The sequence below is a fragment of the Pseudomonas sp. NPDC077408 genome (assembly GCF_050269105.1).
GTDB lineage: Bacteria > Pseudomonadota > Gammaproteobacteria > Pseudomonadales > Pseudomonadaceae > Stutzerimonas.
On the sequence record NZ_JBNNHS010000006.1, the window covers coordinates 188,685 to 215,113 of the forward strand.

The following is a 26,429-nucleotide window of genomic DNA, read 5'->3' on the forward strand; positions in this document are numbered from 1 at the left end:
CTGCATCTATTCCCAGCCTGGCCTCAGTGCCGCTGCAGCGGCTTGATCTGCCCTGGCTACGCGAGGCCGATGTTCAGGTTGCCGTGCTGCGGCTGGATCTGGTCGATCCAGAGCTGTCCGGGAACAAGTGGTTCAAGCTCGCGCATCACCTTGCTGCGGCACAAGCATGCGGCGCATCAGGGTTGATCAGCCTTGGTGGCCCTCACTCCAACCATCTGCATGCGCTAGCCGCAGCGGCCAAGCGTTACGGGCTATCCAGCGTCGGGCTACTGCGTGGCAATCCGCAGCAGACAGCCACTGTCGAAGATTTGCAGCGCTTCGGCATGCAGCTGCATTGGCTAGGTTATGGCGGCTATCGCGAACGGCACCGGGCGGATTTCTTCAATCCCTGGCAGGAGCGGTTCCCCGGTTACTACTGCGTACCCGAAGGCGGCGGCGGGCTTGCTGGAGCACGGGGTTGCACCCCGCTGGTCGACCACGTGCAAACTCGCCTGGCCGACATCGGCTGGGAGGATTATGACGGCTGGTGGCTTGCCGCGGGTACGGGTACCACCTTGGCTGGGTTAGTGATCGGCGAGGCGCAGCGGCGCAGAAGGATGGTCCACGGAGCGCTGGCAGGCCCGCCTTCGCACGGCGTTGCAGACGAAGTCAGCCGGCTGTTGCGAGACGCCGGCACTGCTGACTCCGGGTATCAGCTGGTCGACGCCAGCCGTGGAGGCTTCGGTCGATTCGACGAGCCGCTGGCCCGGTTTCTGCTGGAGACTGAAGCGGTTTCAGGCGTTCCTCTGGAGCCTGTTTACACGGCTAAGGCAATGATGGCATTGCGCCTTTACGTGCGGGGCGGTTATTTTGCCTGCGGCACGCGGCTCATCTTCGTGCATACCGGCGGTTTGCAAGGCCGGAGAGCTGCCCAGGCGCAGCTGGACGAGCTGCTGCGCTGACCTCTCGCCCCTTTGGAAATCATGGATGAATAAGCCGCTGCCTCCCGATCTTCTCCACCGCCTGGTTCCGCTCAATACACTGTCGCCTCGATATCTCCAAGAGATTCGCCATCAATTGGTGCCGCGCGCCCTGGCAGCAGGCGAAGTGCTGTTCGATAAGCAGACGCCATCGGGTTTGAGCTATTTCCTGCTCAGCGGCGTCCTTTCGCTGCTGACGCCGGAAGGCGAGCGGCGGTTGGTTGCCGGCTCGTCTGAAAGTTGCCATATGTTGGTTTCCGGCGCCCGGCTGAGCAGAGCCTGCGCGCTGGTAGATGTCAGCGTGCTGTGCATCGACAGTGAGCAGCTCAGTCGCCTAGTGTCCTGGCAGCATGCCAATGCCGATCTGCTGCTGGAGCTGGCGACGGCAGGCGAGTTGACCGACTGGCTTGAGACGTTGCTGGAGAATCCGCTGTTCGCCAAAGTGCCTCCTGCAAACATACGCGACATGCTCGGCAGACTTGAGGCCATCGATATGCCAGCCGGCCATGTGCTGTTGCGCGAAGGTGAGGCCGGCGATTGTTGCTACTTCCTCAAGAGCGGCCGCGCCGAGGTCATGATTGGCCTTGGCAGCGCCGGGCAAGTGGTAGCGGAGCTGGACGTCGGGGCCTGCTTCGGTGAAGAGGCGCTGCTTACCGACGGACCGCGCAATGCTACCGTTACGCTGATCGAGGATGCGTGTGTGCTGAAGCTGGCACGCGAGAACTTCGTTTCGCTGTTGAAGGCGCCGGTAGTCGATGAGCTCAGCCTGGAACAGGCGAATGCGCTGATGGAGCAAGGCGCCCAATGGCTGGATGTCCGGCTGTTGGAGGAGTATCAACAGGGACATGCTCCGCAAGCGCTGACGATGCCGCTGCATCTATTGCGGCTTAAGGCGCGATTGTTGAAACAGGATCGGCTGTATCTTTGCTACTGCTACTGCGACAGCGGCAAACGCAGCGCCAGCGCGGTGTTCCTGCTGACGCAGCTAGGCTTCAGCGCTTATCCGCTGCGAGGCGGCCTCGACGGGCTGTCGGCCGAGGATTATGCAACCTTGCTCTGTGAGCAGGGTAACGGTTATCTCGCGCGTTCCGGCGGGCGAACCGAACGCAGCGGCTGAGCCGACGAGAGTCTAGCTCAGCATGGCGAGCAACCAGCCGGCGATGCCGCCAGCCAGTACCACCAGCCAGGGCGGCAACTTCCACACCATCAGGGCCGCTAAGGCAATGGCCGCCAAGACAAAATCGCCTGGGCCAAAAATCGCGCTGGTCCAGACGGGATCGTATAGCGCTGCCAGCAACAGCCCGACGACCGCAGCATTCACCCCGCCCAGCGCTGCTTGCATGCGCCGATTGGCTCGCAACCGGTCCCAGAACGGCATGGCGCCGAACACCAGCAGAAACGATGGTATGAATACGGCGATCAGGCACAGCGCGGCGTTGATCAGGCTGCTACTGCCGCCCTGAATCGAGGCCCCAAGAAAGGCAGAAAACGTGAATAGCGGCCCTGGTACTGCTTGGGCTGCGCCGTAGCCGGCCATGAAAATGTCATTGCTGACCCAGCCGTTGGGCACGACTTCTGCTTCCAGCAGCGGGAGCACCACATGGCCGCCACCGAATACCAACGCGCCAGCGCGATAGAAGCTGTCGAACATTTCCAGTAGCTGGCTGGACGAGGCGGCAGCCAATGCTGGCAGCACAAGCAGCAAGGCAAAGAACAGCAGCAACGCCAAGGCGCCGGTTGTTTGCCCCACGCGAGGCCGAAAAGGGGTGAGGTTGGACATGGCAGCAGGGCGAAACAACACCAATCCAGCCAGGCCGGCGATTGCGATGACGACCAGCTGCGCCCAGGCACTGGCCAACAGCAGAACAGCGCAGGCAGCCAGCAGCGCGATTGCGATTCGCGGGCCATCGGTGCATAGGTTACGTGCCATTCCCCAAACCGCCTGAGCCACTACGGCGACCGCGACGATTTTAAGGCCGTGGAGAAGCCCCTCGGGCAAACCATCGCCCAAGTGGCCGATGCCCAGCGCGAACAACGCCAAGGCGACCGCTGAAGGCAGCGTGAACCCTGTCCAGGCCGCCAGCGAACCGCGATAGCCGCCCCTCAGCAGGCCGATGGCAATTCCGACCTGGCTGCTCGCCGGGCCGGGTAGAAACTGACAGAGGGCTACCAGATCCGCATAGCCCTGCTCGTCAAGCCAGCGCCGGCGGTGAACGAACTCTTCACGAAAATAGCTCAAGTGGGCCACCGGACCGCCGAATGACGTCAGTCCGAGGCGCAGGAATAGCAAGAAAATTGCCCACGGACTCGATTGTTCCGGTGCGAATGACTGGACCTGGTCCGAATTCATCGAGCTGACCCTGACGGTGGAAGAAGGTGCTGTTGCCGCACAAGTCTGCCGGATGCAGATGACGTTTTCACGTCAGGTGCAGTTCAGCGGGCCGGCCAGGTGCTTGGGACCAGGAACAGACGCTCCTGTTCGAGCCAGTGTCCATCTGCGTGCTCCTCCAGGCGCACCAGCATTTTCGCCTGGCGTTGGCCCTCGACGTCGATGACCCACCGATCGAAATCGGGACGCTGCCAGACGGCGCTCCACGGCACGCGAGCGGGAGCCAACCAGGCATGGCGAGGCAAGGGTTGCCAGACTGTTTCGTGGTCGCTTCCAGCGAATGCCGGCCAATCGTGGTGACGCAGCCAGCGTCCGCCGAGGTGATGGGGGCTGGCGCCGGCAGGCGGGGAGCAGGCGCTTGCTAGCGGCTGGAACAGATAGCCGCCTAGCCACAGCGCGCTGTTGATCGGGGCGCTGGTCAGTTCGCTGAGCAATAGTTGCGCGGCGGGCACCGAGGGCAGCCTCAACTGGTGGTCACAGAGGCGCCTCAGCTTGATGTCGAGTCGGTCGTGGCTGCCGGGGCCCAGCCAGCGATCGTGCCGCGCGCTGTCGTCGCCCAGTCCGAGGTAGAACTTGACGGCCAGCTCCAGATGATGGACACCTTCCCGGTCACGCAGAAGCAGGTCAATCTCGCCCAGGGTATGGCCGCCATGGCGAATCGGCAGGTTCGCTACCAGCAGGTCGACATCGGGCGCCTGACACAGGGCGAATTGCCAGAGGCGCTCGTAATAAAGCCCCAACCGCCTGATGCTGCGTTGCGCGAGCCAGGCCTCGAGGATCCCCGGCTGCGTGTCGAGCAGGCGCAGCCAGTCGGCCAGTTCTTCAGGGTGCTCAGCCCAGCGGCTGACCGTTAAAGGGTGTCGTTGTTGCGCCGGGGCCTCGCTCAGCAACGGTGGTGAGAGCAGCGCCCAAGCGAGATCCCGCACGGCCGGGTGCATCAGGCTAGGGAGCAAATCGCCAAGATAGGGAAGGTTCATGCAAGCAGCATAGCCGAGGTTGGTTTGCTGCCACTTCCAGCTTTCGCCCATAATCCGCCGGCCGCACTGCAACGGGGAATCCGAGCCGACCAGTTTGTTGAACTCGAACGTGCCTGCGCGACACCAAACTGATGCCAGATACGTTTCGGCCGATTGGTGTTTCTCCTGTCCCGCAACCGCTTTCACCCGTCTCGCCTACAGGGAGCTTCAATGGACCAGTTCCGCAATATCGGCATCATCGGTCGCCTGGGCAGCTCCCAGGTGCTGGATACCATCCGCCGGTTGAAGAGATTCCTCGTGGAGCGCCACCTGCACGTGATTCTCGAAGAAAACATCGCCGAGGTGCTGCCTGGCCATGGCATGCAAACCTCCTCGCGGCAGCGCCTCGGCGACTCTTGCGATCTGGTGATCGTAGTGGGCGGTGACGGCAGCCTGTTAGGCGCGGCGCGGGCGCTGGCCAAGCATCGGGTGCCAGTGCTGGGGATCAACCGGGGCAGCCTCGGGTTCCTGACCGACATTCGCCCGGATGAGCTGGAAGAGAAGGTCGCCGAGGTGCTCAGCGGACAATACACGCTGGAGAATCGCTTCCTGCTCGAGGCCCAAGTGCGGCGCTTCGAGGAGTCCATTGGCGAAGGCGACGCGCTCAACGACGTGGTGCTGCATCCCGGCAAGTCGACCCGGATGATCGAATTCGAGCTGTATATCGACGGTCAGTTCGTCTGCAGTCAGAAGGCCGACGGGCTGATCATCGCCACCCCCACGGGCTCAACTGCGTACGCACTTTCCGCTGGCGGGCCGATCATGCACCCCCGACTGGATGCGATCGTGGTTGTTCCGATGTATCCGCACACCTTGTCGAGCCGGCCCATCGTGGTGGATGGCAACAGCGAACTGAAAATCGTCGTCTCGCCGAACATGCAGATCTACCCGCAGGTCTCCTGTGATGGCCAGAACCACTTCACCTGCGCGCCAGGCGATACCGTCACGGTGCGCAAAAAACCGCAGAAGCTTCACCTGATCCACCCGCTTGACCACAACTATTACGAGGTCTGCCGTACCAAGCTTGGCTGGGGTAGTCGCCTCGGTGGAGGGGAATAGTGCTTGTCGACCCGGAGCGCAGCTACGACCTGATTGGGGACGTGCATGGTTGCGCCCACACATTGGCTCGTCTGCTGGAACAGCTGGGCTATAGCCGGCACGGCGACGTGTGGCGGCATCCTCGTCGGCAAGTGATCTTTCTTGGCGACATCATTGATCGCGGTCCACGGATTCGCGAAGCGCTGCACCTGGTCCATGCAATGGTCGACGCGGGGCAGGCGCATTGCATCATGGGCAATCACGAGTTCAACGCACTGGGCTGGTACGCCCCGGCGCCCCCCGAGAGCGGCAAGGCCTTCGTTCGCGATCACACGCCGCGGTACGCCATGCTGTTGCAGCATACCTTTCAGCAGTTCGAGCACTATCCGCAAGAATGGGCCGACTTCCGTGAATGGTTCATGACGTTGCCGCTGTACCTTGAAAACGAGCGTTTTCGGGTCGTTCATGCCTGCTGGGACAATGCGGTGATCAGTCAGCTGCGCGAGCGGTTGGTCAATGGATGCGTTGATCCCGCATTCTTGCGGGACGCGGCGTTCGCCCAAGGCTTCGCTGCCAAAGCACTGGACCGCCTGCTGCGCGGCACCGACATGCCGTTGCCCGAAGGGCTGACGCTGACCAGCGCGGAGGGCTTCACCCGCAGCTTCTTCCGGACGAAATTCTGGGAAGAAAATCCCCAGACCTACGGCGACATCGTCTTCCAACCCGACGGCCTGCCGGAAAAGGCCGCACGGGTGCCACTCAGCGATAGCCAGAAGAGCAAACTGTTTCTCTATGGACCGGATGACCCGCTATTGTTCGTCGGGCACTACTGGCGTAGCGGAACACCCGCGCCGATCCGACCCAACCTCGCCTGTCTCGATTACAGCGCGGTGAAATACGGCAAGCTCGTCGCCTATCGGCTCGATGAGGAAACCAGACTCGACCCGGCGAAGTTCGTCTGGGTGGACGTGGAGCGATAGATGGCCATCATCGAGGCGTTGCGCCTGCCATTGTCAGAGGACCTAAGCGGTTTCATCGCCTTGTTGCAGCGTTTGCAGGTGCCTTGCCGCGTCTCCGAGGAGTCGGGCGAGCAGGTGTTGCGGGTGCCGGCAGAGACAGCCGAGCAGGTCCGCGAGCTCTACCAGCGCTATCCCCAGGGTGACGGCGCCGTGGTGGCCGAACAACCGCCACGGCGCGGCGGCGGTTTTGTCGCCAGCCTTCGCCGCAGTCCGCTGACTGCAGCGGTATTGCTGCTGACGATGATCGCAGCCGCCATCACCATGCTTGGCGAGAACTACGAGACCATTCGCTGGTTCAGCTTTGGTGACTTCCGCATCGACGGTGAGTACGCCTACTTTGCGACGTTCGAACAAACCCTCGCAGCAGGGGAGTGGTGGCGGCTGGTAACGCCAATCTTCGTGCATTTCGGCTTCTTGCACCTGGCCATGAACTCGATGTGGTACTGGGAGCTTGGGCGGCGCATCGAATATCGACAAGGCGCGCTGATGTTGCTTGGCCTGACGCTGGTGTTCGGCGTCGTTTCCAATGTGGCTCAATACACCTACGGTGGGCCCGGGATATTCGGGGGGTTATCCGGCGTTCTGTACGGGCTGCTCGGGCATTGCTGGCTATTCCAAAAGCTCTCTCCCGATGAGGCCTATCGGCTGCCGCCCGGCGTTGTGGTGCTGATGCTGGTCTGGCTGGTGGTCTGCCTGACGGGCGTGATCGAAGTGGTGAGCTTCGGCGCATTGGCGATCGCCAACGCGGCCCATGTTGGCGGACTGGTTGCCGGCTGTTTGACCGGCGTTCTCGGCGGGCTGCTGTCCCGCCGCAGAGCGGTGCGCATGGGCGGCTGAAAGGCTGATCGGTTTTTCCCTAAAGCTGCGCTGCTCGGTAGAATGCGCGCTTGATTCCCTGGGAGCCGGCCATGTCGTCCTTTATCGAAGCCATCGAAAACATCACCCCCGAAATCTACGAAAACCTCAAAACCGCCGTCGAGCTGGGCAAGTGGAGCGACGGGCGCAAGCTGACGCCCGAGCAGAAAGAGACCTGCCTCGGTGCGATGATCGCCTGGGAGATGAAGAACCTGCCGGAAGAGGAGCGCACTGGCTATATGGGCGGCCAGGAGTGCGCCTCCAAGAGCAAGAACAAGGCGCCTATCGACACCAGCCTGTTTTCACCCGCTTCGGGAACGCGTCACTGATGCTTGAGCTGGGACGCGGCGCGCTGAGCAAGATGTCGATTCAGCTGGGTGATCAGGCCCAGTATTCCTTCCGCCTGAACGACACGCTGGTGCCGGTCAATCCGCTTATCGGCAAGACGGTTCGGCTGGAATACCTGGGTGCCATCCATTGCAGCCATTGTGGTCGCAAGACCAACAAGAGCTTCAGTCAGGGCTATTGCTACCCCTGTTTCAAGAAGCTGCCGCAGTGCGATATCTGCATCATGAGTCCAGAAAAATGCCACCACGACTTCGGCACTTGCCGCGATCCGCAGTGGGGCATGGACTTCTGCATGACCGACCACGTGGTTTATCTGGCCAACTCGTCTGGCATCAAGGTCGGCATCACCCGCGCTACGCAGTTGCCGACCCGCTGGCTCGATCAAGGCGCCAGTCAGGCACTGCCGATCATGCGTGTCGCGACTCGCCAGCAGTCCGGCATGGTCGAAGACCTGTTGCGCAGTCAGGTCGCTGATCGCACCAACTGGCGCGCGCTGCTCAAGGGCGATGCCGAGCCCATTGACCTTATCGAAATGCGCGAACGGATTTTCGATGCCTGCGCTGAGGGGTTGCGAGAACTACAGCAGCGCTACGGGTTGCAAGCGATCCAGCCAGTGGCCGATGCCGAGGTGCTTGAGATCCGCTATCCGGTCGAGGCCTACCCGACCAAGATCGTCAGCCTGGATCTGGAAAAGACGCCGGTCGTCGAAGGCACCCTGCGCGGCATCAAGGGTCAATATTTGATCCTTGATACGGGGGTTATCAATATCCGCAAGTTCACCTCGTATCAGATCGCAGCCAGCAGCACAGCCTGAATGCGAGGCGGGTAGCGGGGGTAGGGTGGCCAACGGCGCGGCCTTGTCCACCGATAAGCGCTGGCTGCCAACACCAGGCTCAAGGATGCACGGCCTGGAACAAACGCGTCGAAAAGCCTAAGCCGTTTTCCACCCTACAAGTCAGCCGCGACAGACGCTAAGCTCGAAGTCATCCTCCGCCCGGCCACCGGGCGGGCAGTCCATTGCCCCATTACAGCTTGAAGCTTGCCGCTTGAAGCTCAGCCGACGAGGTTTCCATGCGCACCGAACAACCGAAAGTCATTCATCTAAAGGATTATCAAGTTCCGGACTACTTGATCGATGAAACCCACCTGACCTTCGAGCTGTACGAAGACCGCACCCTGGTGCATGCCCAGCTGGTCATGCGGAGAAATCCAGACGCTGGTGCCGGTTTGCCGCCTTTACAGCTGGACGGCCAGGACCTCGAACTGATCTCCCTTGCCTTGAACGACCGCCAGCTGGGCCTCGGTGACTACCAGATCGCCGAGGAAAGCCTGACCCTGCAACCCGATGCCGCCAGCTTTACGCTGGACAGCACCGTGGCGATCCACCCGGAAAGCAATACCGCGCTCGAAGGCCTCTACAAGTCCGGCGGCATGTTCTGCACCCAATGCGAGGCAGAAGGCTTCCGCAAGATCACCTATTACCTTGACCGCCCGGACGTGATGAGCAAGTTCACCACCACGGTCAGCGCCGAGAAGCATGCCTATCCGATCCTGCTGTCCAACGGCAACCCGATTGCCAGCGGAGAAGAGGAAGATGGCCGCCACTGGGCGACCTGGGAAGATCCGTTCATGAAGCCCGCCTACCTGTTCGCGCTGGTGGCGGGGGACCTCTGGTGCGTCGAGGACAGCTTTACCACCATGAGCGGTCGCGACGTGGCGCTGCGCATTTACGTCGAGCCGGAAAACATCGACAAATGCCAGCACGCCATGGATAGCCTGAAGAAATCGATGACGTGGGACGAAGAGGCCTACGGTCGCGAGTACGACCTGGACATCTTCATGATCGTCGCGGTCAACGACTTCAACATGGGCGCCATGGAAAACAAGGGGCTCAACATCTTCAACTCCAGCGCTGTGCTGGCGCGCGCTGAAACGGCCACCGATGCTGCACACCAGCGCGTCGAGGCGATCGTCGCCCATGAATACTTCCATAACTGGTCCGGTAACCGCGTGACCTGCCGTGATTGGTTCCAGCTTTCGCTCAAGGAAGGCTTCACCGTTTTCCGCGATTCGCAGTTCTCCGCTGACATGAACTCGCCGACCGTCAAGCGCGTCGAGGATGTGTCCTACCTGCGTACTCACCAGTTCGCCGAGGATGCCGGCCCGATGGCCCACTCGGTGCGCCCGGAATCCTTCATCGAAATCTCCAACTTCTACACCCTGACCGTTTATGAGAAGGGCGCTGAAGTGGTGCGCATGATCCAGACGCTGCTGGGTGAGGAGGGCTTCCGCAAAGGCAGCGATCTCTACTTCGAGCGGCACGATGGCCAGGCGGTGACCGTCGATGATTTCGTCAAGGCGATGGAAGACGCCAATGGTGCCGACCTGAAGCAGTTCAAACGCTGGTACAGCCAGGCGGGCACGCCGCGGCTGGCCGTCAGTGAGCAGTACGACGCCGCCGCAAAAACCTACAGCCTGACATTCCGCCAAAGCTGCCCGCCAACGCCGGGGCAAAGCGAGAAGCTGGCGTTCGTCATCCCAGTTTCGCTGGGCCTGCTGGATGGGCAGGGCAACGAAATTGCGCTGCGCCTGCAAGATGAAGACGCACCGGTCGGTACCACCCGCGTGCTGGCCGTCGACCAGCCCGAGCAGACCTTCACCTTTGTCGATGTGCTGGAGCAACCATTGCCTTCGCTGCTGCGTGGTTTCTCCGCTCCGGTGAAGCTGGACTTCCCCTACAGCCGTGATCGGCTGATGTTCCTGATGCAGCATGATTCCGACGGTTTCAACCGCTGGGAGGCCGGCCAGCAGTTGTCGGTGCAAGTGCTGCAGGAAATGGTCGCGCAGCATCAGCGCGGCGAAGCGCTGCAGCTCGATCAACGCCTCGTCGCTGCACTGCGCAGCCAGCTCGAGGACGAAAGCCTCGATCAGGCGATGGTCGCGGAAATGCTGTCGCTGCCGAGCGAGGCCTACCTGACCGAAATCAGCGAGATCGCCGATGTCGATGCCATTCACGCCGCGCGTGACTTCGCTCGCCAGAGCATCGCCACCGCATTGTTCGAGCTGTTCTGGAAGCGTTACCAGGCCAATCGAGAGGTTTCGCGGCAGACGCCCTATGTTGCCGAATCGGGCCACTTCGCTCGTCGTGCCCTGCAGAACATCGCTTTGTCGTACCTGATGCTCAGCGGAAAGCCCGAAGTGGTCGCCGCCTGCGTCGAGCAGTTTGAGGACGCGGACAACATGACCGAGCGGCTGACGGCGTTAGCAGTGTTGGTCAACTCGGGCTTCGAAGCCGAGCGTGACAAGGCGCTGGCCTCGTTTGCCGAGCACTTCAAGGACAACCCGCTGGTCATGGATCAGTGGTTCAGCGTGCAGGCTGGTAACACCCAGCCGGGTGGTCTGGAGCGCATTCAGCATCTGATGCAGCACCCGGCGTTCACGCTGAAGAATCCGAACAAGGTTCGCGCCTTGATCGGCGCCTTCGCCAACCAGAATCTGGTGAACTTCCACCGTCCTGATGGCGCTGGTTATCGCTTCTTAGCCGACCAGATCATTGTGCTCAACAAGCTCAACCCCCAGATTGCATCGCGCTTGTTGGCGCCCTTGACCCGCTGGCGCAAATACGATGTAGGCCGTCAGGGACTGATGAAGACCGAGCTGGAGCGGATTCTGGCGTCCGGTGAGTTGTCGAGCGACGTGTACGAGGTGGTCAGCAAAAGCCTTGCCTGATCAGGCCTGCGACGCTAGATCGTGACAAACGAAAATCCCGCACTTGCTGCGGGATTTTCGCTTTCAGAAGACTGAGAAGGCCTGGTCAGACGCCCCCTTCCGATGCGTGACGTGAAGGACGCAAAGCGCCATGCCATAAGGCCCACCTATCACGCAACATCATTGAGCCATGCTTAACAAAACATAACGTCCAGGCAATTGCCGCCGCTTTCGAAAGCCCTATAGCATGGCCTCGCCTGTCTCCATACGCAGGCCCTACCTAATAAAAATAAAGGGGGTATGTATGAGTGAGCCCGTCATGTGGCGCACACCGGTTGGCCGCGCGAAAAAAACTTCCCGCACGCCGATGTTTAGTAGTCAATCGCCGCTGGCAAGAACGCTCTCGCTCTGCAGTGTTCTCTCCATTTTATTTCTAGCCGCGCCTGCTCAGGCCCAAAGCCCTGCCGAGCCAGGCGTTCGCTATGCGATCGAATCGCAGAAAGCCGCAACCACTTTGCTTCTCGATATTGCCCATGCTGGCAAACGTCTGGTTGCAGCCGGTGATCGCGGTCACATCCTTTACTCCGACGACGGTGGCGCCAGCTGGAGCCAGGCCAAGGTGCCCACCCGGCAGCTGCTTACGGCGGTGTATTTTGCTGATGACAAACATGGCTGGGCGGTGGGGCATGACGCGCTGATCCTGGGCACGACGGACGGCGGCTTGACCTGGACGCAGCAGTACGAAAACCGCGAAGGCGAAGTGCCGCTACTCGACGTCTGGTTCGAGAATGCGCAGCACGGTTTTGCCACCGGCGCTTACGGCGTCCTGTTGGAAACCACCGATGGCGGGGAAAACTGGGAAGACGTAGCTGATCGCCTCGATAACGAGGACGGTTCCCACCTCAACGCCATTGCCGAGATTCCCGGGTCCGGCCTGTTCATCGTCGGCGAGATGGGTGGCATGTTCCGCTCCGCTGACATGGGCGAAACCTGGGAGCGCGTCGAGTCGCCCTATCAGGGCTCGTTCTTCGGCGTTGTTGGCGGCGGCGAGCCGGGCGTCGTCGTCGCGTTTGGCCTGCGTGGCAATCTGTTCCGCTCAACCGATTTCGGCGACAGCTGGCAGGCGATCGAGCTGCTGGATGACGGTGATGCCGTCGAATCGGGTCTGGCTGATGGCAACCGGCTGGCCGATGGACGCATCATCGTGGTCGGCCATGGCGGCACCGTGCTCAGCAGCGAGGACGACGGACAAAGCTTCAAGCTGTTCAGCCGCCCTGACCGACGCTCCTTGTCAGGCGTCGTCGGCAACCCGGATGGCAATCTGGTCCTCGTCGGGCAGAGCGGCGTCCGGATCGTTTCGCCGACCGGCGCCAACCTGCCCGTACAACAACAATAAGCCGGAGCCAACATGACCAAGCATCAGCAGAAGCCGGCGTCTTTTCTCGAGCGCCTGATATTCAACAATCGACCGGCAGTGATCCTCGTCTGCCTCTTAATCAGTGTGTTCCTGTTCTATCAGGCCGCCCAGGTTCGTCCTTCGACCAGCTTCGAAAAGATGATCCCGCTGGGGCATCCCTACATTCAGAACATGCTCCAGCATCGCGACGATCTGGCCAACCTGGGCAACACGGTTCGGATTTCCGTGGCAGCCAAGGATGGTGACATTTTCTCCAAGGACTACATGGAAACGCTGCGTCAGATCCATGACGAAGTCTTCTATATCCAGGGTGTCGACCGCTCCAACATGAAGTCGCTTTGGAGCCCCAGCGTTCGCTGGACCGAGGTGACGGAGCAAGGCTTTGCCGGTGGTGAGGTCATTCCGCAGACCTATGACGGGTCGCCGGAAAGCCTCGATGACCTTCGCAGCAATATTCTCAAGTCCGGGCAGGTCGGTCGTCTGGTTGCCAACGACTTCAGGTCCAGCATCATCGACGTGCCGCTGATGGAGTCCTACTCGGATCCGGAAGACCGCGGCAAGCAGATCAAGCTCGACTACCAGCAATTTTCTCACGAGCTGGAAGAGAAGATTCGCGACAAGTACGAGGCGCAGAATCCGAATGTGGAGATTCACATCATCGGTTTCGCCAAGAAAGTCGGTGATCTGATTGACGGTCTGGTCGGCGTTGCGCTCTTCTTCTTTGTTGCCATCGGCATCACCCTGGCGCTGCTGCTGTGGTTCACCCGCTGCTTCAAGAGCACCATCGCGGTCGTCGTGACCACGCTTATCGCCGTTGCGTGGCAGCTCGGTCTGCTGCACACGCTGGGTTTCGGGCTCGATCCGTATTCGATGCTGGTCCCGTTCCTGGTATTCGCCATCGGTATTTCCCACGGCGTGCAGAAGATCAACGGCATCGCCATGGCGTCCGGCGAAACCGACGATCCGCTTGCGGCGGCGCGGATGGCATTCCGTCAACTGTTCATCCCTGGCATGGTGGCGCTGGCCTCCGATGCTGTTGGCTTCGTGACGCTGCTACTGATCGACATCGGTGTGATCCGCGAACTGGCGATCGGTGCTTCGCTGGGTGTGGCGGTCATCATCCTGACCAACCTGATCCTGTTGCCGGTGGCGATTTCCTACATGGGCATCAGCCAGCGCGCAGTCAAGCAGGCTCGAGATGAGGCCGCGCGTAACCATCCGTTCTGGCGCCTGCTGTCCAACTTTGCCAACCCGATCGTCGCGCCGATATCCATTGTCATCGCGCTGCTCGCCGTGGGTGGCGGGCTCTGGTACGGGCAGAACCTGAAAATCGGCGACCTTGACCAGGGCGCACCGGAACTGCACCCGGATTCGCGCTACAACCTCGACAACGATTTCGTCATCAGCAACTACTCGACCAGCTCGGACGTGCTGGTGGTGATGGTGAAAACGGCGCCCGAAGGCTGTGCCCACTACGACACGCTCGCCGCGATGGACGAGCTGATGTGGAAAATGGAAAACACTGAGGGCGTGCAGTCGGCCGTTTCGATGGTCACCGTGGCACGGCAGAGCATCAAGGGCATGAACGAGGGCAGCCTGAAGTGGGAAACGCTGTCGCGTAATCAGTTCGTACTGAACAGCTCCATTGCTCGTGCCGAAGGCATGTACAACAGCGATTGCTCTCTGGCGCCGGTGCTGGTGTTCCTCAATGACCACAAAGCCGAGACACTTGAGCATGTGGTGTCCGCGGCGCGTGAATTCGCCGAGGAAAACAACCGCGAAGGTTTGGAGTTCGTTCTGGCTGCGGGCAACGCCGGTATCGAAGCAGCGACCAACGAAGTCATCGCCGCTTCTGAAACCACCATGCTGATTGCGGTCTACGCCGCGGTGAGTTTCATGTGCCTGCTGACCTTCCGCTCCGTCGCGGCGACTCTGTGTATCGTTCTGCCGCTGGTGCTGACCTCCATTCTCGGCAACGCACTGATGGCCTTCATGGGGATTGGCGTAAAAGTCGCGACGTTGCCGGTGATCGCACTCGGGGTGGGTATTGGTGTGGACTATGGCATCTATATCTACAGCCGTTTGGAATCCTACCTGCGCCAAGGCATGACGCTGCAGGATGCCTATTACGAAACCCTGAAATCGACGGGCAAGGCGGTCATTTTCACTGGTATCTGCCTGGCGATCGGCGTGTTCACTTGGGTGTTCTCGGCGATCAAGTTCCAGGCGGACATGGGCCTGATGCTGACCTTTATGTTCCTCTGGAACATGGTTGGCGCGATCTGGCTGCTGCCTGCACTGGCGCGCTTCCTGATCAAGCCGGAGAAGCTGCGGCAGAAAGCGTGACACAGCCAAGCACTAGACTTAAAACCCCGCAAAGCGGGGTTTTGAGTATCTTGCGCCGGGAGACGCGGAGTCCTGCCATCTCATCGCTCTACCACCGTGGACTTTCTGGTGGGCTAAAGCCCACCCTACCTTTTGGTCACGCCTGCGGGCACTCGCTGCTCGAACCTCAAACCTAAAACCCCGCAAAGCGGGGTTTTGAGTATCTTGCGCCGGGAGACGCGGAGTCCTGCTATCTCATCGCTCTACCACCGTGGGCTTTCTGGTGGGCTGAAGCCCACCCTACTTTTGGGTCACACGCCTGCGAGCATTCGCTGCTCGAACCTCAGAGTAGGGTGGGCTTCAGCCCACCGTTCCCCGGTAGGACGGTTCGGTGATATGGACCCCTACGTGCTGAGTGTCAGCTCCAGCTTCGACCATCCGGTCCAACGTATCAGCAGCTACCTATCACGCAATCTGGCTTAGCCCCTGCGTAACGGCTTGCACGGCGACTTCGCCGATGACCAGGATAGCTGGGCTCTTTAACCGGAACGCGGCAGCATCCGTGCACATAGCCCCCAGTTGCGAACGGCATTCGCGCTGTTGCGGCAGCGAGGCGTTTTCAATCATCGCCACCGGAGTGCTGGCAGGCAGGCCGCCTTCCATGAGGCCGGCTTGTACCTGCTGCAAGCTGCTCACGCCCATGTAGACGACCAGGGTGGTACCTGTTTTAGCCAAGGCATGCCACTCGGGGCTGCTGCCGTCCAAGGTATGTGCGGTGACCAGCGTGACGCCGCGCGCTACGCCGCGTTGGGTGAGTGAGATACCGCATTGGGTGGCGCCGGCCAGGCCTGCGGTGATGCCATTGACCAGCTCGACCTCGATGCCGCGCTCCGCCAGCCATTCGGCTTCCTCGCCACCGCGGCCGAAGATGCAAGGGTCGCCACCTTTGAGGCGCACCACGCATTTGCCCTGGCGTGCGTAGCGCAGCATCAGCCGATGGATGAATGCCTGTGGCGTCGAGCGACAGCCGCCGCGCTTGCCCACCGGGATTACCCGTGCGTTCGGGCAATGCTCGAGTGCTGCAGGGTTGACCAGATCATCGATCAGCACCACCTGGGCCTCGCCCATGGCGCGCACGGCCTTGAGCGTCAGCAGTTCCGGGTCCCCCGGACCTGCGCCAACCAGCCAGACTTTTGCGCTCATGTCTCTACCTCTCATGCTGCTGTAATGGTGTCGGCGACACGCCAAGCATCGCCAGCTGTCTATTGGTGGAGCCGTTCAGGCCACCGCTGGCTGCTTCACCAGCAACCGCTTGATTTCCGGCACACAGGACCCGCAGCTGGTGCCGCAACCCAGCTCCCGCTTCAAACCATTGAGGTCGAGGCCGCGGTCTATGCCCGCACAGATCGCGTCCTCGCCAACGTTCATGCAGTTGCACAGGGTCTTGGCCGCGCGAACGCCTCCGCCCGGCGGGGTGCTCAGTGGCGCCAGCAGCCAGCGACGCAGTGCCTGATCGGCCGTGCCGTCGTGCCAGAGCTGTTTCAGCCAGTCGCGTGCGGCGGTTTCGCCGGACAGGCTGAGGGCGACGATGCGACCCTCCTCGATACGCACCCGCTTGCCGACAGCGCGTCGTGGGTCGTCGTAAGCCACCACCGGGCCTTCATCCAACCCCAGCAGCTGTTCGATCTGCGCCAGCTGCGTCGCATCCGGGGCTTCGTTACAGGCGGCGCGGATGACCAGCGCCGAACGGTCTCGCCCGGTCAGGCTGAAGCTCGCATAGGCGAATCCTTCGAATAAGGGCCGCAATTTTTCGAAGCGCTTCTGCACCTGCCCTTCGACCATGGCGAAGAATTGCCAGGGCAGCTCCACCTTCTCCACTTCCACCCCGGCGTGCTTGAGCTCCGGCTGTTTGGAGACCGGATCAAAGTCGGGGAGGGTCAGCACATTCACGCCCATTCCCTTGAGGAAGCGATCACCCCAATGCATCGGCATAAAGGCCTGGCCGGGCCGCAGGCTTTCGTCCTTGTGTACCGGTAGCAGCAGCTCGCCCCGGCGGCTACGGACTTTGACCAACTGACCATCGAGCAGACGGCGACGGCGCATGTCGTCACCGCTCATGTTGAGCAGCGCTTCCTCGACGTGGCCAAACAGGCGCGCCGCGGTGCCGGTGCGGCTCATGCCGTGCCAGTGATCGCGAAGGCGGCCGGTGTTCAGCGTGAGCGGGAAGCGTGCCTCGCGTTTCTCTTTCGGCGCCTGGTACTGCTCTGCGAGAAAGCGTGCGCGGCCGTTGTCGGTAGGAAAGACCCCGTCGCCATAAAGGCGCGTGGTGCCCTGCGTGCTGCCGGTCGGGAAGGGCCACTGCTGCGGCCCGAGCTGATCGATCAACTCATGGCTTAGCCCGGACAGGTCAAGGTCGCGGCCCGCAGTGAGGAGCTTGTATTCCTCGAATATCGCCGACGGCGCATCGAACGCGAACAGGCTGGGCCGGCTGGGGCGCATCAGCGTTTCCAACCGACGCGCGAAGTCGCAGGTGATCGCCCAGTCGGCCCGTGCCTCGCCTGGCGCATCGATAGCGGCGCGCACATGGCTGACGCGGCGCTCGGAGTTGGTCACCGTGCCTTCCTTCTCCCCCCAGCTGGCGGAGGGCAGCAGGAGGTCGGCGTAGCGACAGGTCTCGGTGGTGAAAAAGGCTTCCTGCACCACGACGAAAGGGCAGGCCACCAAGGCCTCGTGAACTTTCTGCTGGTCCGGCATGGATTGCGCCGGGTTGGTACAGGCGATCCACAGCGCCTTGATTTTGCCGCTGTGCACGGCGTCGAACAGTTCGATCGCTGATAGGCCTGGCGCTTCGGGCAACGCAGGAACGCCCCAGTATTCCGCTACTTCAGCGCGATGCGACGCGTTACCGGCCTCGCGATGCCCAGGTAGCAGATTGGACAGACTGCCGGTTTCGCGGCCACCCATGGCATTAGGCTGACCGGTCAGGGAGAAGGGGCCGGCGCCGGGCTTGCCGATCTGGCCGGTGGCCAGGTGCAGGTTGATCAGCGCGCTGTTTTTGGCGCTGCCGGCAGTGGATTGGTTGACGCCCATGCACCAGAGCGAGAGGAAGCGCTTCGACGTGCCGATAAGGCCGGCAGTGGTCTGCAGTTCGTCAACACCGATGCCGCAGAGGTCCGCCACCATGGCCGGATTGTAGTCGCGCACCATGCTTTTCAGCTCATCGAAGCCATTGGTATGAGCGTCGATGAAGTCGCGGTCGATCCAACCTTCCCACAGCAGGATGTGCAGGATGCCGTGAAACAGCGCAACGTCGGTCCCCGGCAGAATCGCCAGGTGCAGGTCCGCCAGGTCGCAGGTATCGGTACGCCGTGGATCGACGACGATGACCTTCATCTCCGGGCGCTTGGCCTTGGCTTCTTCGAGACGCCGGAACAGCACCGGATGGGCGTAGGCCATGTTGCTGCCGACGATCAGCAGGCAATCGCTCTGCTCGATGTCCTCGTAGCTGCACGGCGGGGCATCGGCGCCAAGGCTGCGCTTGTAGCCGACCACGGCGGATGACATGCACAGCCGCGAGTTCGAATCGATGTTGTTGGTGCCGACCAGCGCGCGGGCGAGCTTGTTGAAGGCGTAATAGTCCTCGGTCAGCAACTGGCCGGAGATGTAGAAGGCGACGCTGTCCGGGCCATGTTCGGCGATGGTCTCTGCGAATACGTTGGCGGCGTGGTCCAGGGCGCTGTCCCAATCGGTGCGTGCGCGGGCCAGACCCTTGCCTAGCCGCAGTTCGGGATAGTGCGCGCGGGCATCCAGGTCACCGGTCAGGTGCAGGTTCGCGCCCTTGCTGCACAGCTTGCCGAAGTTGGCGGGATGATTCGGGTCGCCGGTGACATCGAGGATGCGCTCGCCGTCGTGCTCGATCAGCACGCCGCACCCCACGCCGCAGTAGCAACAGGTTGAAGCGGTTGTCTGGCGCATGGCGTCGGTTCCTAGGAAGGGTGGCTTCGTAGGGTGGGCTTTAGCCCACCGTTATTTATTGGTACAGCGGTGCATCGTTGCCCGAGCTCGCGTCCTTCGGGGAAACCGTGCGGTGTTCGGGCCAGTTCATATGGTGGGCTGAAGCCCACCCTACGATGTGGGCCGCCTGCGGTCGGGTAGGGTGGGCCGGGCGGCGCTCCGCTTTAGTCACCTTTCTGGCTATTCAGGGAAAGCAGCACACGGCCGTTTTCGACCCGTGCTTCGTGGCTATGCGCGCAGCCCACATCCGGCGCCACGGCTTCGCCGTTATCGAGGTTGATCTGCCAGTTGTGCAGCGGGCAGGCGACTTGCTTGCCGAAGACGATGCCCTGTGACAGCGGGCCGCCCTTGTGCGGGCAGCGGTCGTCCAGTGCGAACACCTGATCGTCGGCGGTGCGGAAGACCGCGATGTCACCCTTCGGCCCGGCGACGATGCGTGCGCCAAGTGGGTTGATCTCATCCAAGGAGCAGATGTCGAACCATTTCATCGTTGTTTCCTCGCAATTCGGTTGATCAAGCAGCTTTCCGGTAGCGGCGAATCGTCACGCGGGCTCGATCTGGGCCAACTGGATGGTTTCGTATTCTTTCTTCAGCGATTGCTCTGCGATGGCCTTCTTCCAGCCATCGCCCTCGAAACTCAGCGAGAACATCAGTCGCTGGGCCAGCGCCTTGCGCCGGGTTTCGTCTTCCAGAACTATTTTCTTGATGTATTCCAGGCCGACGCGCTGCATGTAGTGCACGGTGCGTTCGAGGTAGAAGCCTTCCTCGCGGTAGAGCTGGAGAAAGGCGAAGCTGTATTCGGCAACTTCCTCGGCGGTCTTGACCTTGACGAAAAACTCGCCGGCCTCGGTCTTTATGCCGCCGTTGCCACCGACGTACAGCTCCCAGCCGGAATCGACGCCGATGATGCCGACGTCCTTGATACCGGATTCAGCGCAGTTGCGCGGGCAAGCGGAGACGGCCAGCTTGACCTTGTGCGGCGAGTACATGCCGAACAGTGCCTTCTCCAGATCGATACCCAGTCCGGTCGAGTTCTGCGTGCCGAAGCGGCAGAATTCTTTTCCGACACAGGTCTTCACCGTACGGATGGATTTGCCGTAGGCATGGCCATCGGGCATGTCCAGGTCTTTCCAGACGTTTGGCAGGTCGTCCTTCTTGATGCCCAACAGGTCGATGCGCTGGCCGCCGGTGACCTTAACCATCGGCACCTGGTACTTGTCGGCGACGTCAGCGATGCGGCGCAGCTCGGCGGCATTGGTCACGCCGCCGAACATCCGCGGGATGACCGAATAAGTCCCGTCCTTCTGGATGTTGGCATGGGCGCGCTCGTTGATGAAGCGCGACTGTGGATCGTCCTTGGCTTCGCCGGGCCATGAAGAAATCAGGTAATAGTTCAGGGCCGGGCGGCAGGTGGCACAGCCGTTGGGCGTCCGCCAGTTCAGATAGCTCATCACCGCCGGGATGCTGATCAGGTGTTCGTCGACAATGGCCTTGCGCACTTGGCCGTGGTTCAGGTCACTGCAGCCACAGATGGCTTTCTCGCTTTTCGGCTTCACATCCGCGGCGCCGCCGACGGTGCTCATCAGAATCTGTTCCACCAGCCCGGCGCAGGAACCGCAGGAACTGGCGGCCTTGGTGTGCTTTTTCACATCGTCGACGGAGAATAGCCCGTGCTCCTGTATCGCCTTGACGATGGTGCCTTTGCACACGCCGTTGCAGCCGCAGACTTCCATGCTGTCGGGCATCGCCATGGCCTTGTTCTGGCCCTGGTGACCGGTGTCGCCAATGGCACCCTCACCGAACATGAGGTGGTCGCGGATCTCGCTGACGTTATGGCCCTCGCGCACCTGGCGGAAATACCAGCCACCATCGGCGGTGTCGCCGTACAGGCAGGCCCCGACGAGGATGTTGTCCTTGATCACCAGCTTCTTGTATACGCCGCCGATGGGGTCGGAGAGGGTGATGGTTTCGGTGCCTTCGCCGCCGAGGAAATCGCCTGCGGAGAACAGGTCGATGCCGGTGACCTTGAGCTTGGTCGACGTCACCGAGCCTAGGTAGCGGGAGAAGCCCAGCATCGCCAGATGGTTTGCGCAGACCTTGGCCTGCTCGAACAGCGGCGCCACCAGGCCGTAGGCTGTACCGCGATGGTTGGCGCATTCGCCGACGGCATAGACGCGCGGGTCGTAGGTTTGCAGGGTGTCATTGACCAGAATGCCGCGGTTGCAGGGAATTCCAGACTTTTCAGCGAGTTCGCTGTTGGGACGGATGCCGGCGGCCATCACCACCAGATCCGCGTCGATCACTTCGTCATCGGCGAAACGCACGGCTCGTACGCGGCCCTCATCGTTGCCGATCAGCTCGGCGGTCTGCTTCTGCATCTTGAAGTTGAGCCCGCGTGCTTCGAGCGCCTGCTGCAGCAGGGTGCCGGCTGTCTTGTCGAGTTGGCGCTCCATCGGCCATTCGCCGATATGCACTACGGTGACCTCCATGCCGCGCAGCTTCAGCCCGTTGGCCGCTTCTAGCCCGAGCAAGCCACCGCCGATGACCACGGCGTGCTTGTGGGTCTTGGCGGTGTCCATCATTTTCTGGGTATCGGCAATGTCGCGGTAGCCGATCACGCCGTCGAGCTGGTTGCCCGGGATCGGCAGGATGAAGGGGTTCGAGCCGGTGGCGATCAGCAGGCGGTCGTACTCGGCCTCGCTGCCGTCTTCGGCGATCACGCGGCGCTTGGCGCGGTCGATCTCGACCACCTTGCGGTTGAGCATCAGGTTGATGTTGTGCTCGGCATACCAGCTGAGGTCGTTGAGCACGATCTCCTCGAAGGTCTGTTCGCCGGCCAATACGGGGGAAAGCAGGATGCGGTTGTAGTTCGGGTGGGGTTCGGCGCCGAACACCGTGATGTCGTAGAGCTCAGGGGCGAGCTTGAGCAGCTCTTCAAGGGTGCGAACCCCGGCCATGCCATTGCCAATCATCACCAGCTTGAGTTTCTTCATGCTGTTCTCCGTGCCGGGCCGGCGCGCTGAATGCTTTCGGGCCATGCCGTTGAAATATCCAACAACGAAAAAGGCGTCCCACTGATCTCCCAGTGAGGACGCCTTTGTCCTTGTTTTCCGTATTCGGAGCCTGACCCTCCACGTTGAAGGTCCGGCTTGATGTAAGCCTGACAATGCAGAGGCTGTGCCAACCTGATCGCGGTTCAGCGGCTGGCCGCGGTCAGCCGTAGCGCGCATGTCGCCCTGCGCAACGTCTTCGTCGCGCAGCCCAGCACTGACGGGCGCCCTGGCACGGAGCGAACCGGTACAGGCGCACGTAATGCTGCGCTGTTTTATCGTTTCGCCAAGCCTGCGCAACCGGGCCGAAGCGACTTGCAGCTGCACCCCTATATAGCAAGCTGCGCAGTACTGGTGCGTCGGTGGACTGCTGCGAGTTTTTTTGGTGGGCTGAAGCCCACCCTACGCAATAAGGCCGTGTGTCGTGACGGCTCTCGGTGGTTGAGGCCCGTAGGTGAACCGGGTGGCAGCTCCGCTGCACCCGTAGGGTGGGCTTCAGCCCACCATCACGGAGGGGTTCGCGGGCTGCATGGCGAAATTGACCGTTGACAGCCGCCGGCCCGCTTTTCTATTGTTTCGCCCATGCGCCGATTTAGTCAGCTACTTGCGGGGCGCCTGGAGCCAAGGCTTCGAAATACCGCTAAAGCGCTGGTTCGGTGTCGCCTCCCACCGCTGCCCAGCGGAATTTTCGAGGCGGGACTTCTCCCAATGAATGCACTGCAACGCGCCCCTCTACGTTTGGCCCCTATCACCAGTGGGCTGGTCCGCAGCAACCCGAAAATCCTCCTTGGCGGTAGCCATCAACCTTCGCTGTTACGTTATCTCGACGGCTGGCCGAAGCGCTGGGGCAGGCCGCGTGCCTTTCAGGTTCAGTTCACCGGGGTCGATGAGTCGCTGGCGCACTTTGCATCGAACAGTTTCGATATGGCCGTGATCCAGGCGCCGAGCGCTGAACGTCTCGAAGACTGCGTGCGGCAACTGACGCGTGTGGCCCGGCAAGGTTTGATCGTCCGGCGCGTGTCGGTCTGATCGCAAGGTGATTAGTTAGCTGCCTTTCGCCAACCAGACCACCAGCACCAGATTCAGCAGCAGCGAAATCAGGGCCAGCCCACGCCAGACCTTCAGCGGTTCGCGTTCTAGCAGCGGTAGCGTTGCCGTGTTGCTGGCCAACCGCTCCCCCTGTTCCAAGGTCAGCAGCCATTCTTCTGCGGTTTCGAAGCGCTGCGAGGGGTCAACCGCGACGGCGCGGCTGAGCATGTCATCCAGCCACTGGGGCAGATCAGGGCGATACCGGTTTGCTGGCACAGGGCTGCCGAAACGGGGCCGCTGGAAAGCCTCGACTTCGCCATAGGGGAAACGGCCGGTCAGCAGGAAGTAGAGGGTGACGCCTGCCGCATAGAGGTCCTGCTCCCGGCTCGGCGCTTCGCCGCTAAAGGCCTCGGGCGCGATGTAGCTTGGTGTGCCCGGAAGATGATGCGGCAGGTCTCGGGACAGACCTGGGCAATAGGCAAGGCCGAAATCCAGCAGGCGCAACTCGCCGTTGTCATCCAGATGCAGATTCTCGGGCTTGATATCGCGGTGCAGGATGTTGCGCCGGTGCAGCATGCCCAATGCTCGGACCAGGCATGGGGCCATCTGCAGCCAATCGGTCAGTGCCATCGGGCCCTGTTGAGCGAATCGCTGGGCAAGGGTCTGGCCACGGTATTCACGCTGCACGTAATACAGGTGCTGGCGCTGGGGCAGTCCGTGGACTTCGGGAAAGGCACGGCCGGCGACGCGACGCAGAAACCACTCTTCCTGCAGCAGGGCTGGCCCGGCTTCGGGTTCATCGTCGCGGCTGGGCGGCAATGTTTTTAGCAGCCAGGACTGGCCCTGCTGATCATGCACCCGGTAGATCAACGACTGACGCGACTCGGCCAGCAGTGATTGGACCGTCCAGCCTTCGAATATCTGGCCGGGGCGTAGCTTGGGCGGCAACGGCCAGTCCGCCAGCTGCGCGAGCGAATCGGCTAGTGCCGCTTCCGGCAGTTCGTCGACCCGCAGCAGCAGGGCGCTGGCGTTGTCCTGGCTGCCGGTCTGGTGGGATAGATGGACCAGCGCCCTAGCCGCGCTGGTCAGATCAGGTTCGGCGCTGAGCACATTCCGGATATCGCCTTCGGTGATGCCGGCCCAGACACCATCACTCAGCAGCAAAAGGGATTCGCCGAGGCGCAGCTCGCCGTCGAGGTAGTCCACCACCAGATGCTGGTCCAGGCCCATGGCACGCTTGAGCACGTGCTGCATGTTCGGCTGCTCCCACACGTGGTCTTCACTGAGCCGCTGCAGCTCGCCATCGAGCCAGCGATAGGCGCGACAGTCGCCAACATGGGCGAGGGTGAAGCGACGGCCGCGCAGCACCAACGCGGTCAACGTGGTCAGCAGCGGCTGCCCGCCACCGTTGGCCTGCAGCCAGCGATTGTGGGCGACCAGCAGCCGGTCGAGGGACTGCGCGACAGTCCAGGTCTCCGGCGTGGCGTAGTAGTCGGTGGCTAACGCCTGCAAGGTGGCCCGAGCGGCAAGGCCGCCATCAGCGCACTGGCTGACGCCGTCAGCAATCGCGAACAGCGCACCCTTGCTCGCGGCGAGCCCCGGTGTTGGCGTGACGATCCGCAGCGCGTCCTGATTCTCCTCACGCGGGCCGGTTGCGGTGGCTTCGCCAAACGAGAGCTGCAACGGCATAAGGGATTACTCCAAAGGCACGCCGGGGGAACGGTAAAGGCAGGCCGAGTGTGGCCTGCCTTGTAGTCAGCGTATTCGAAGTCAGACGCGTGCGGCGGTCATCGCAGCGGAACCCCAGGTGGTTCTCCAGCGACGCTTGACGCCATAGAGCCCGAACCAGGCCAGCGCACCGAGGCTGGCGAACAGCCACAGACCCATTTGGTAGTCACCGGTGGCCTGCTTGACGGCGCCCAGGCCTGCGGTCAGCAGGAAGCCGCCGATGCCACCGGCCATGCCGACCAGTCCGGTCATCACGCCAATTTCCTTGTTGAAGCGCTGCGGCACCAGTTGGAACACCGCGCCGTTGCCGGCACCCAGGCTGAGCATGGCGACAACGAATAGCGCCAGCGCCGCCGTCGAGCTTGGCAGGTTGACGCCGACCACGAACAGGCAGATAGCGGCGACGGTGTACATCACCAGCAGCGAGCGAATACCGCCGATGCGGTCCGCCAGTGCACCGCCCAATGGGCGCAGCAGACTGCCGGCGAATACGCAGGCGGCCGTGTAATAACCGGCCTTGACCGGGTCGAAGGCGTACTGGTCGTGGAAGTAGCCGGGCAGCGTGCTGGCCAGGCCAAGGAAGCCGCCGAAGGTGACGCTGTAGAAGAACATGAACCACCAGCTGTCGCGATCGCCCAGGGCCTTCATGTAATCGGCGAAGGATTTCGGCGCAGGGCGGTTCGGCGCATTCTTGGCGAGCGTGGCAAAGATGATCAGCGTCAGTACTAGCGGAATCAGTGCCAGACCGAACACGTTGCTCCAGCCGAACATCGTGGCCAGTACCGGTGCGAACAGCGCCGCGAGCACCGTGCCGGAATTGCCTGCACCGGCAATGCCCATGGCCTTGCCCTGATGCTGCGGCGGATACCACTGCGAGGCCAGGGGTAGCGCCACGGCGAACGAAGCGCCGGCCATGCCGAGGAACAGGCCGAGCAGCAGCGCTTGCTCATAGCTGTGAATGCCATGCAACCAGGCGATGAACAAGGCGGCGATCACCACGACCTGGCCGAACAACCCGGCGGTCTTCGGCGAGGTGCGATCGGCCAGCATGCCCAGCACCAGTCTGAGCACGGCACCGGAGAGAATGGGGGTGGCGACCATGAAGGCACGCTGTTGCGTAGTCAGCCCCAGGTCCGCGGCGATCTGCACGCCCATGGGGCCGAGCACGTACCAGACCATGAAACTCAAGTCGAAGTAGAGAAAGGCGGAGAACAGTGTCGGGGTGTGGCCGGCTTTCCAGAAACTGGTATTCATCGGGTAGGCTCCAGGCATTCATCTAGTGCAAAAGAGGCCGCCCCAGCTTCGAGGCGAAAACAAAAAGGCGCCGCAGCACGCCTGCCGGAGCAGGAATGTTGCGACGCCTTTGTCTTAACGTGGAGACCGCCGTTGGCCTACCGTGCCGAGAACCAAGCACCTAGCGTGCCAGTCTGCTGGAGACCGCGTTTTTACGCAGCAGTGACGCTGGGCACGGACAACCGGGCGGCGTCGGCTGCACAACCGTTGTGCGATGAGGGCCATTTCGGGGCATTGCCTT

19 protein-coding genes are annotated in these 26,429 nt (G+C 61.9%); 11 read left to right on the plus strand and 8 right to left on the minus strand.

Going from position 1 to position 26,429, the window contains the following annotated elements; genetic code table 11:
• The first annotated feature begins 26 nt into the window (after positions 1-26).
• Together ACQKEK_RS16565 and ACQKEK_RS16570 are read left to right on the plus strand one after the other, a co-directional pair.
• Positions 27-941 (plus strand): 1-aminocyclopropane-1-carboxylate deaminase/D-cysteine desulfhydrase, encoded by a 915-nt coding sequence (locus tag ACQKEK_RS16565; protein ID WP_499143802.1) that lies wholly within the window; start codon positions 27-29, stop codon positions 939-941.
• A 25-nt stretch (positions 942-966) separates the two neighbouring features.
• On the plus strand, positions 967-2,076 hold the full coding sequence (locus ACQKEK_RS16570) for a cyclic nucleotide-binding domain-containing protein (RefSeq protein WP_499143803.1): 1,110 nt from the start codon (positions 967-969) through the stop codon (positions 2,074-2,076).
• A 12-nt stretch (positions 2,077-2,088) separates the two neighbouring features.
• On the opposite strand, the gene chrA is transcribed toward ACQKEK_RS16570, so the two are convergent.
• Together chrA and ACQKEK_RS16580 are read right to left on the minus strand one after the other, a co-directional pair.
• Complete coding sequence (gene chrA, locus ACQKEK_RS16575; RefSeq protein ID WP_499143804.1) at positions 2,089-3,309, minus strand: chromate efflux transporter; 1,221 nt, start codon at positions 3,307-3,309, stop codon at positions 2,089-2,091.
• 83 nt (positions 3,310-3,392) lie between these two features.
• Entirely contained in the window at positions 3,393-4,325 is a 933-nt protein-coding gene (locus ACQKEK_RS16580; RefSeq protein WP_499143805.1) for a DUF1853 family protein, read from the minus strand.
• 210 nt (positions 4,326-4,535) lie between these two features.
• Between ACQKEK_RS16580 and ACQKEK_RS16585 the strand changes: the two genes are divergently transcribed.
• From ACQKEK_RS16585 to ACQKEK_RS16620, 8 genes are all read left to right on the plus strand, one after another.
• Positions 4,536-5,423: an NAD(+) kinase gene (locus ACQKEK_RS16585; protein ID WP_045426155.1), complete on the plus strand. Its 888-nt coding sequence runs from the start codon at positions 4,536-4,538 to the stop codon at positions 5,421-5,423.
• Positions 5,423-6,382 (plus strand): metallophosphoesterase, encoded by a 960-nt coding sequence (locus tag ACQKEK_RS16590; protein WP_046162183.1) that lies wholly within the window; start codon positions 5,423-5,425, stop codon positions 6,380-6,382. Before ACQKEK_RS16585 ends, ACQKEK_RS16590 begins: the two co-directional genes overlap by 1 nt.
• Complete coding sequence (locus tag ACQKEK_RS16595) at positions 6,383-7,258, plus strand: rhomboid family intramembrane serine protease (protein WP_499143806.1); 876 nt, start codon at positions 6,383-6,385, stop codon at positions 7,256-7,258.
• A gap of 71 nt (positions 7,259-7,329) precedes the next feature.
• The gene (locus ACQKEK_RS16600; protein ID WP_045426161.1) at positions 7,330-7,605 is read left to right on the plus strand and encodes a YeaC family protein; all 276 of its coding nucleotides are present in this window, start codon (positions 7,330-7,332) and stop codon (positions 7,603-7,605) included.
• Positions 7,605-8,438: a DUF2797 domain-containing protein gene (locus ACQKEK_RS16605; RefSeq protein WP_128119231.1), complete on the plus strand. Its 834-nt coding sequence runs from the start codon at positions 7,605-7,607 to the stop codon at positions 8,436-8,438. The genes ACQKEK_RS16600 and ACQKEK_RS16605 overlap by 1 nt, the downstream gene beginning before the upstream one ends.
• A gap of 257 nt (positions 8,439-8,695) precedes the next feature.
• Positions 8,696-11,353, plus strand: coding sequence for an aminopeptidase N (gene pepN / locus ACQKEK_RS16610; RefSeq protein WP_499143807.1), 2,658 nt, complete (start codon positions 8,696-8,698; stop codon positions 11,351-11,353).
• 283 nt (positions 11,354-11,636) lie between these two features.
• Positions 11,637-12,728, plus strand: a complete 1,092-nt coding sequence (locus ACQKEK_RS16615) for a YCF48-related protein (protein WP_499143808.1) — start codon at positions 11,637-11,639, stop codon at positions 12,726-12,728.
• 12 nt (positions 12,729-12,740) lie between these two features.
• Positions 12,741-15,095 carry an efflux RND transporter permease subunit gene (locus ACQKEK_RS16620; RefSeq protein ID WP_241528611.1) on the plus strand — a complete coding sequence of 785 codons (2,355 nt, stop codon included), beginning with the start codon at positions 12,741-12,743 and terminating at the stop codon, positions 15,093-15,095.
• Positions 15,096-15,539: 444 nt separating this feature from the next.
• On the opposite strand, the gene cobA is transcribed toward ACQKEK_RS16620, so the two are convergent.
• The 4 genes from cobA to nirB form a co-directional block, all read right to left on the minus strand.
• On the minus strand, positions 15,540-16,277 hold the full coding sequence (gene cobA / locus ACQKEK_RS16625) for a uroporphyrinogen-III C-methyltransferase (RefSeq protein ID WP_499143809.1): 738 nt from the start codon (positions 16,275-16,277) through the stop codon (positions 15,540-15,542).
• 75 nt (positions 16,278-16,352) lie between these two features.
• Positions 16,353-19,049: a nitrate reductase gene (locus tag ACQKEK_RS16630; RefSeq protein ID WP_499143810.1), complete on the minus strand. Its 2,697-nt coding sequence runs from the start codon at positions 19,047-19,049 to the stop codon at positions 16,353-16,355.
• Between the two features lie 203 nt (positions 19,050-19,252).
• The gene (gene nirD / locus ACQKEK_RS16635) at positions 19,253-19,576 is read right to left on the minus strand and encodes a nitrite reductase small subunit NirD (protein WP_499143811.1); all 324 of its coding nucleotides are present in this window, start codon (positions 19,574-19,576) and stop codon (positions 19,253-19,255) included.
• A 54-nt stretch (positions 19,577-19,630) separates the two neighbouring features.
• On the minus strand, positions 19,631-22,081 hold the full coding sequence (nirB, locus tag ACQKEK_RS16640) for a nitrite reductase large subunit NirB (RefSeq protein ID WP_499143812.1): 2,451 nt from the start codon (positions 22,079-22,081) through the stop codon (positions 19,631-19,633).
• A gap of 765 nt (positions 22,082-22,846) precedes the next feature.
• Here nirB and ACQKEK_RS16645 point away from each other — a divergent pair.
• Positions 22,847-23,167 carry a hypothetical protein gene (locus ACQKEK_RS16645; RefSeq protein WP_045426181.1) on the plus strand — a complete coding sequence of 107 codons (321 nt, stop codon included), beginning with the start codon at positions 22,847-22,849 and terminating at the stop codon, positions 23,165-23,167.
• A gap of 15 nt (positions 23,168-23,182) precedes the next feature.
• On the opposite strand, the gene ACQKEK_RS16650 is transcribed toward ACQKEK_RS16645, so the two are convergent.
• Positions 23,183-24,856, minus strand: a complete 1,674-nt coding sequence (locus tag ACQKEK_RS16650) for a bifunctional protein-serine/threonine kinase/phosphatase (protein WP_499143813.1) — start codon at positions 24,854-24,856, stop codon at positions 23,183-23,185.
• Positions 24,857-24,937: 81 nt separating this feature from the next.
• Positions 24,938-26,149, minus strand: coding sequence for an MFS transporter (locus ACQKEK_RS16655; RefSeq protein ID WP_499143814.1), 1,212 nt, complete (start codon positions 26,147-26,149; stop codon positions 24,938-24,940).
• Positions 26,150-26,429 lie beyond the last annotated feature (280 nt).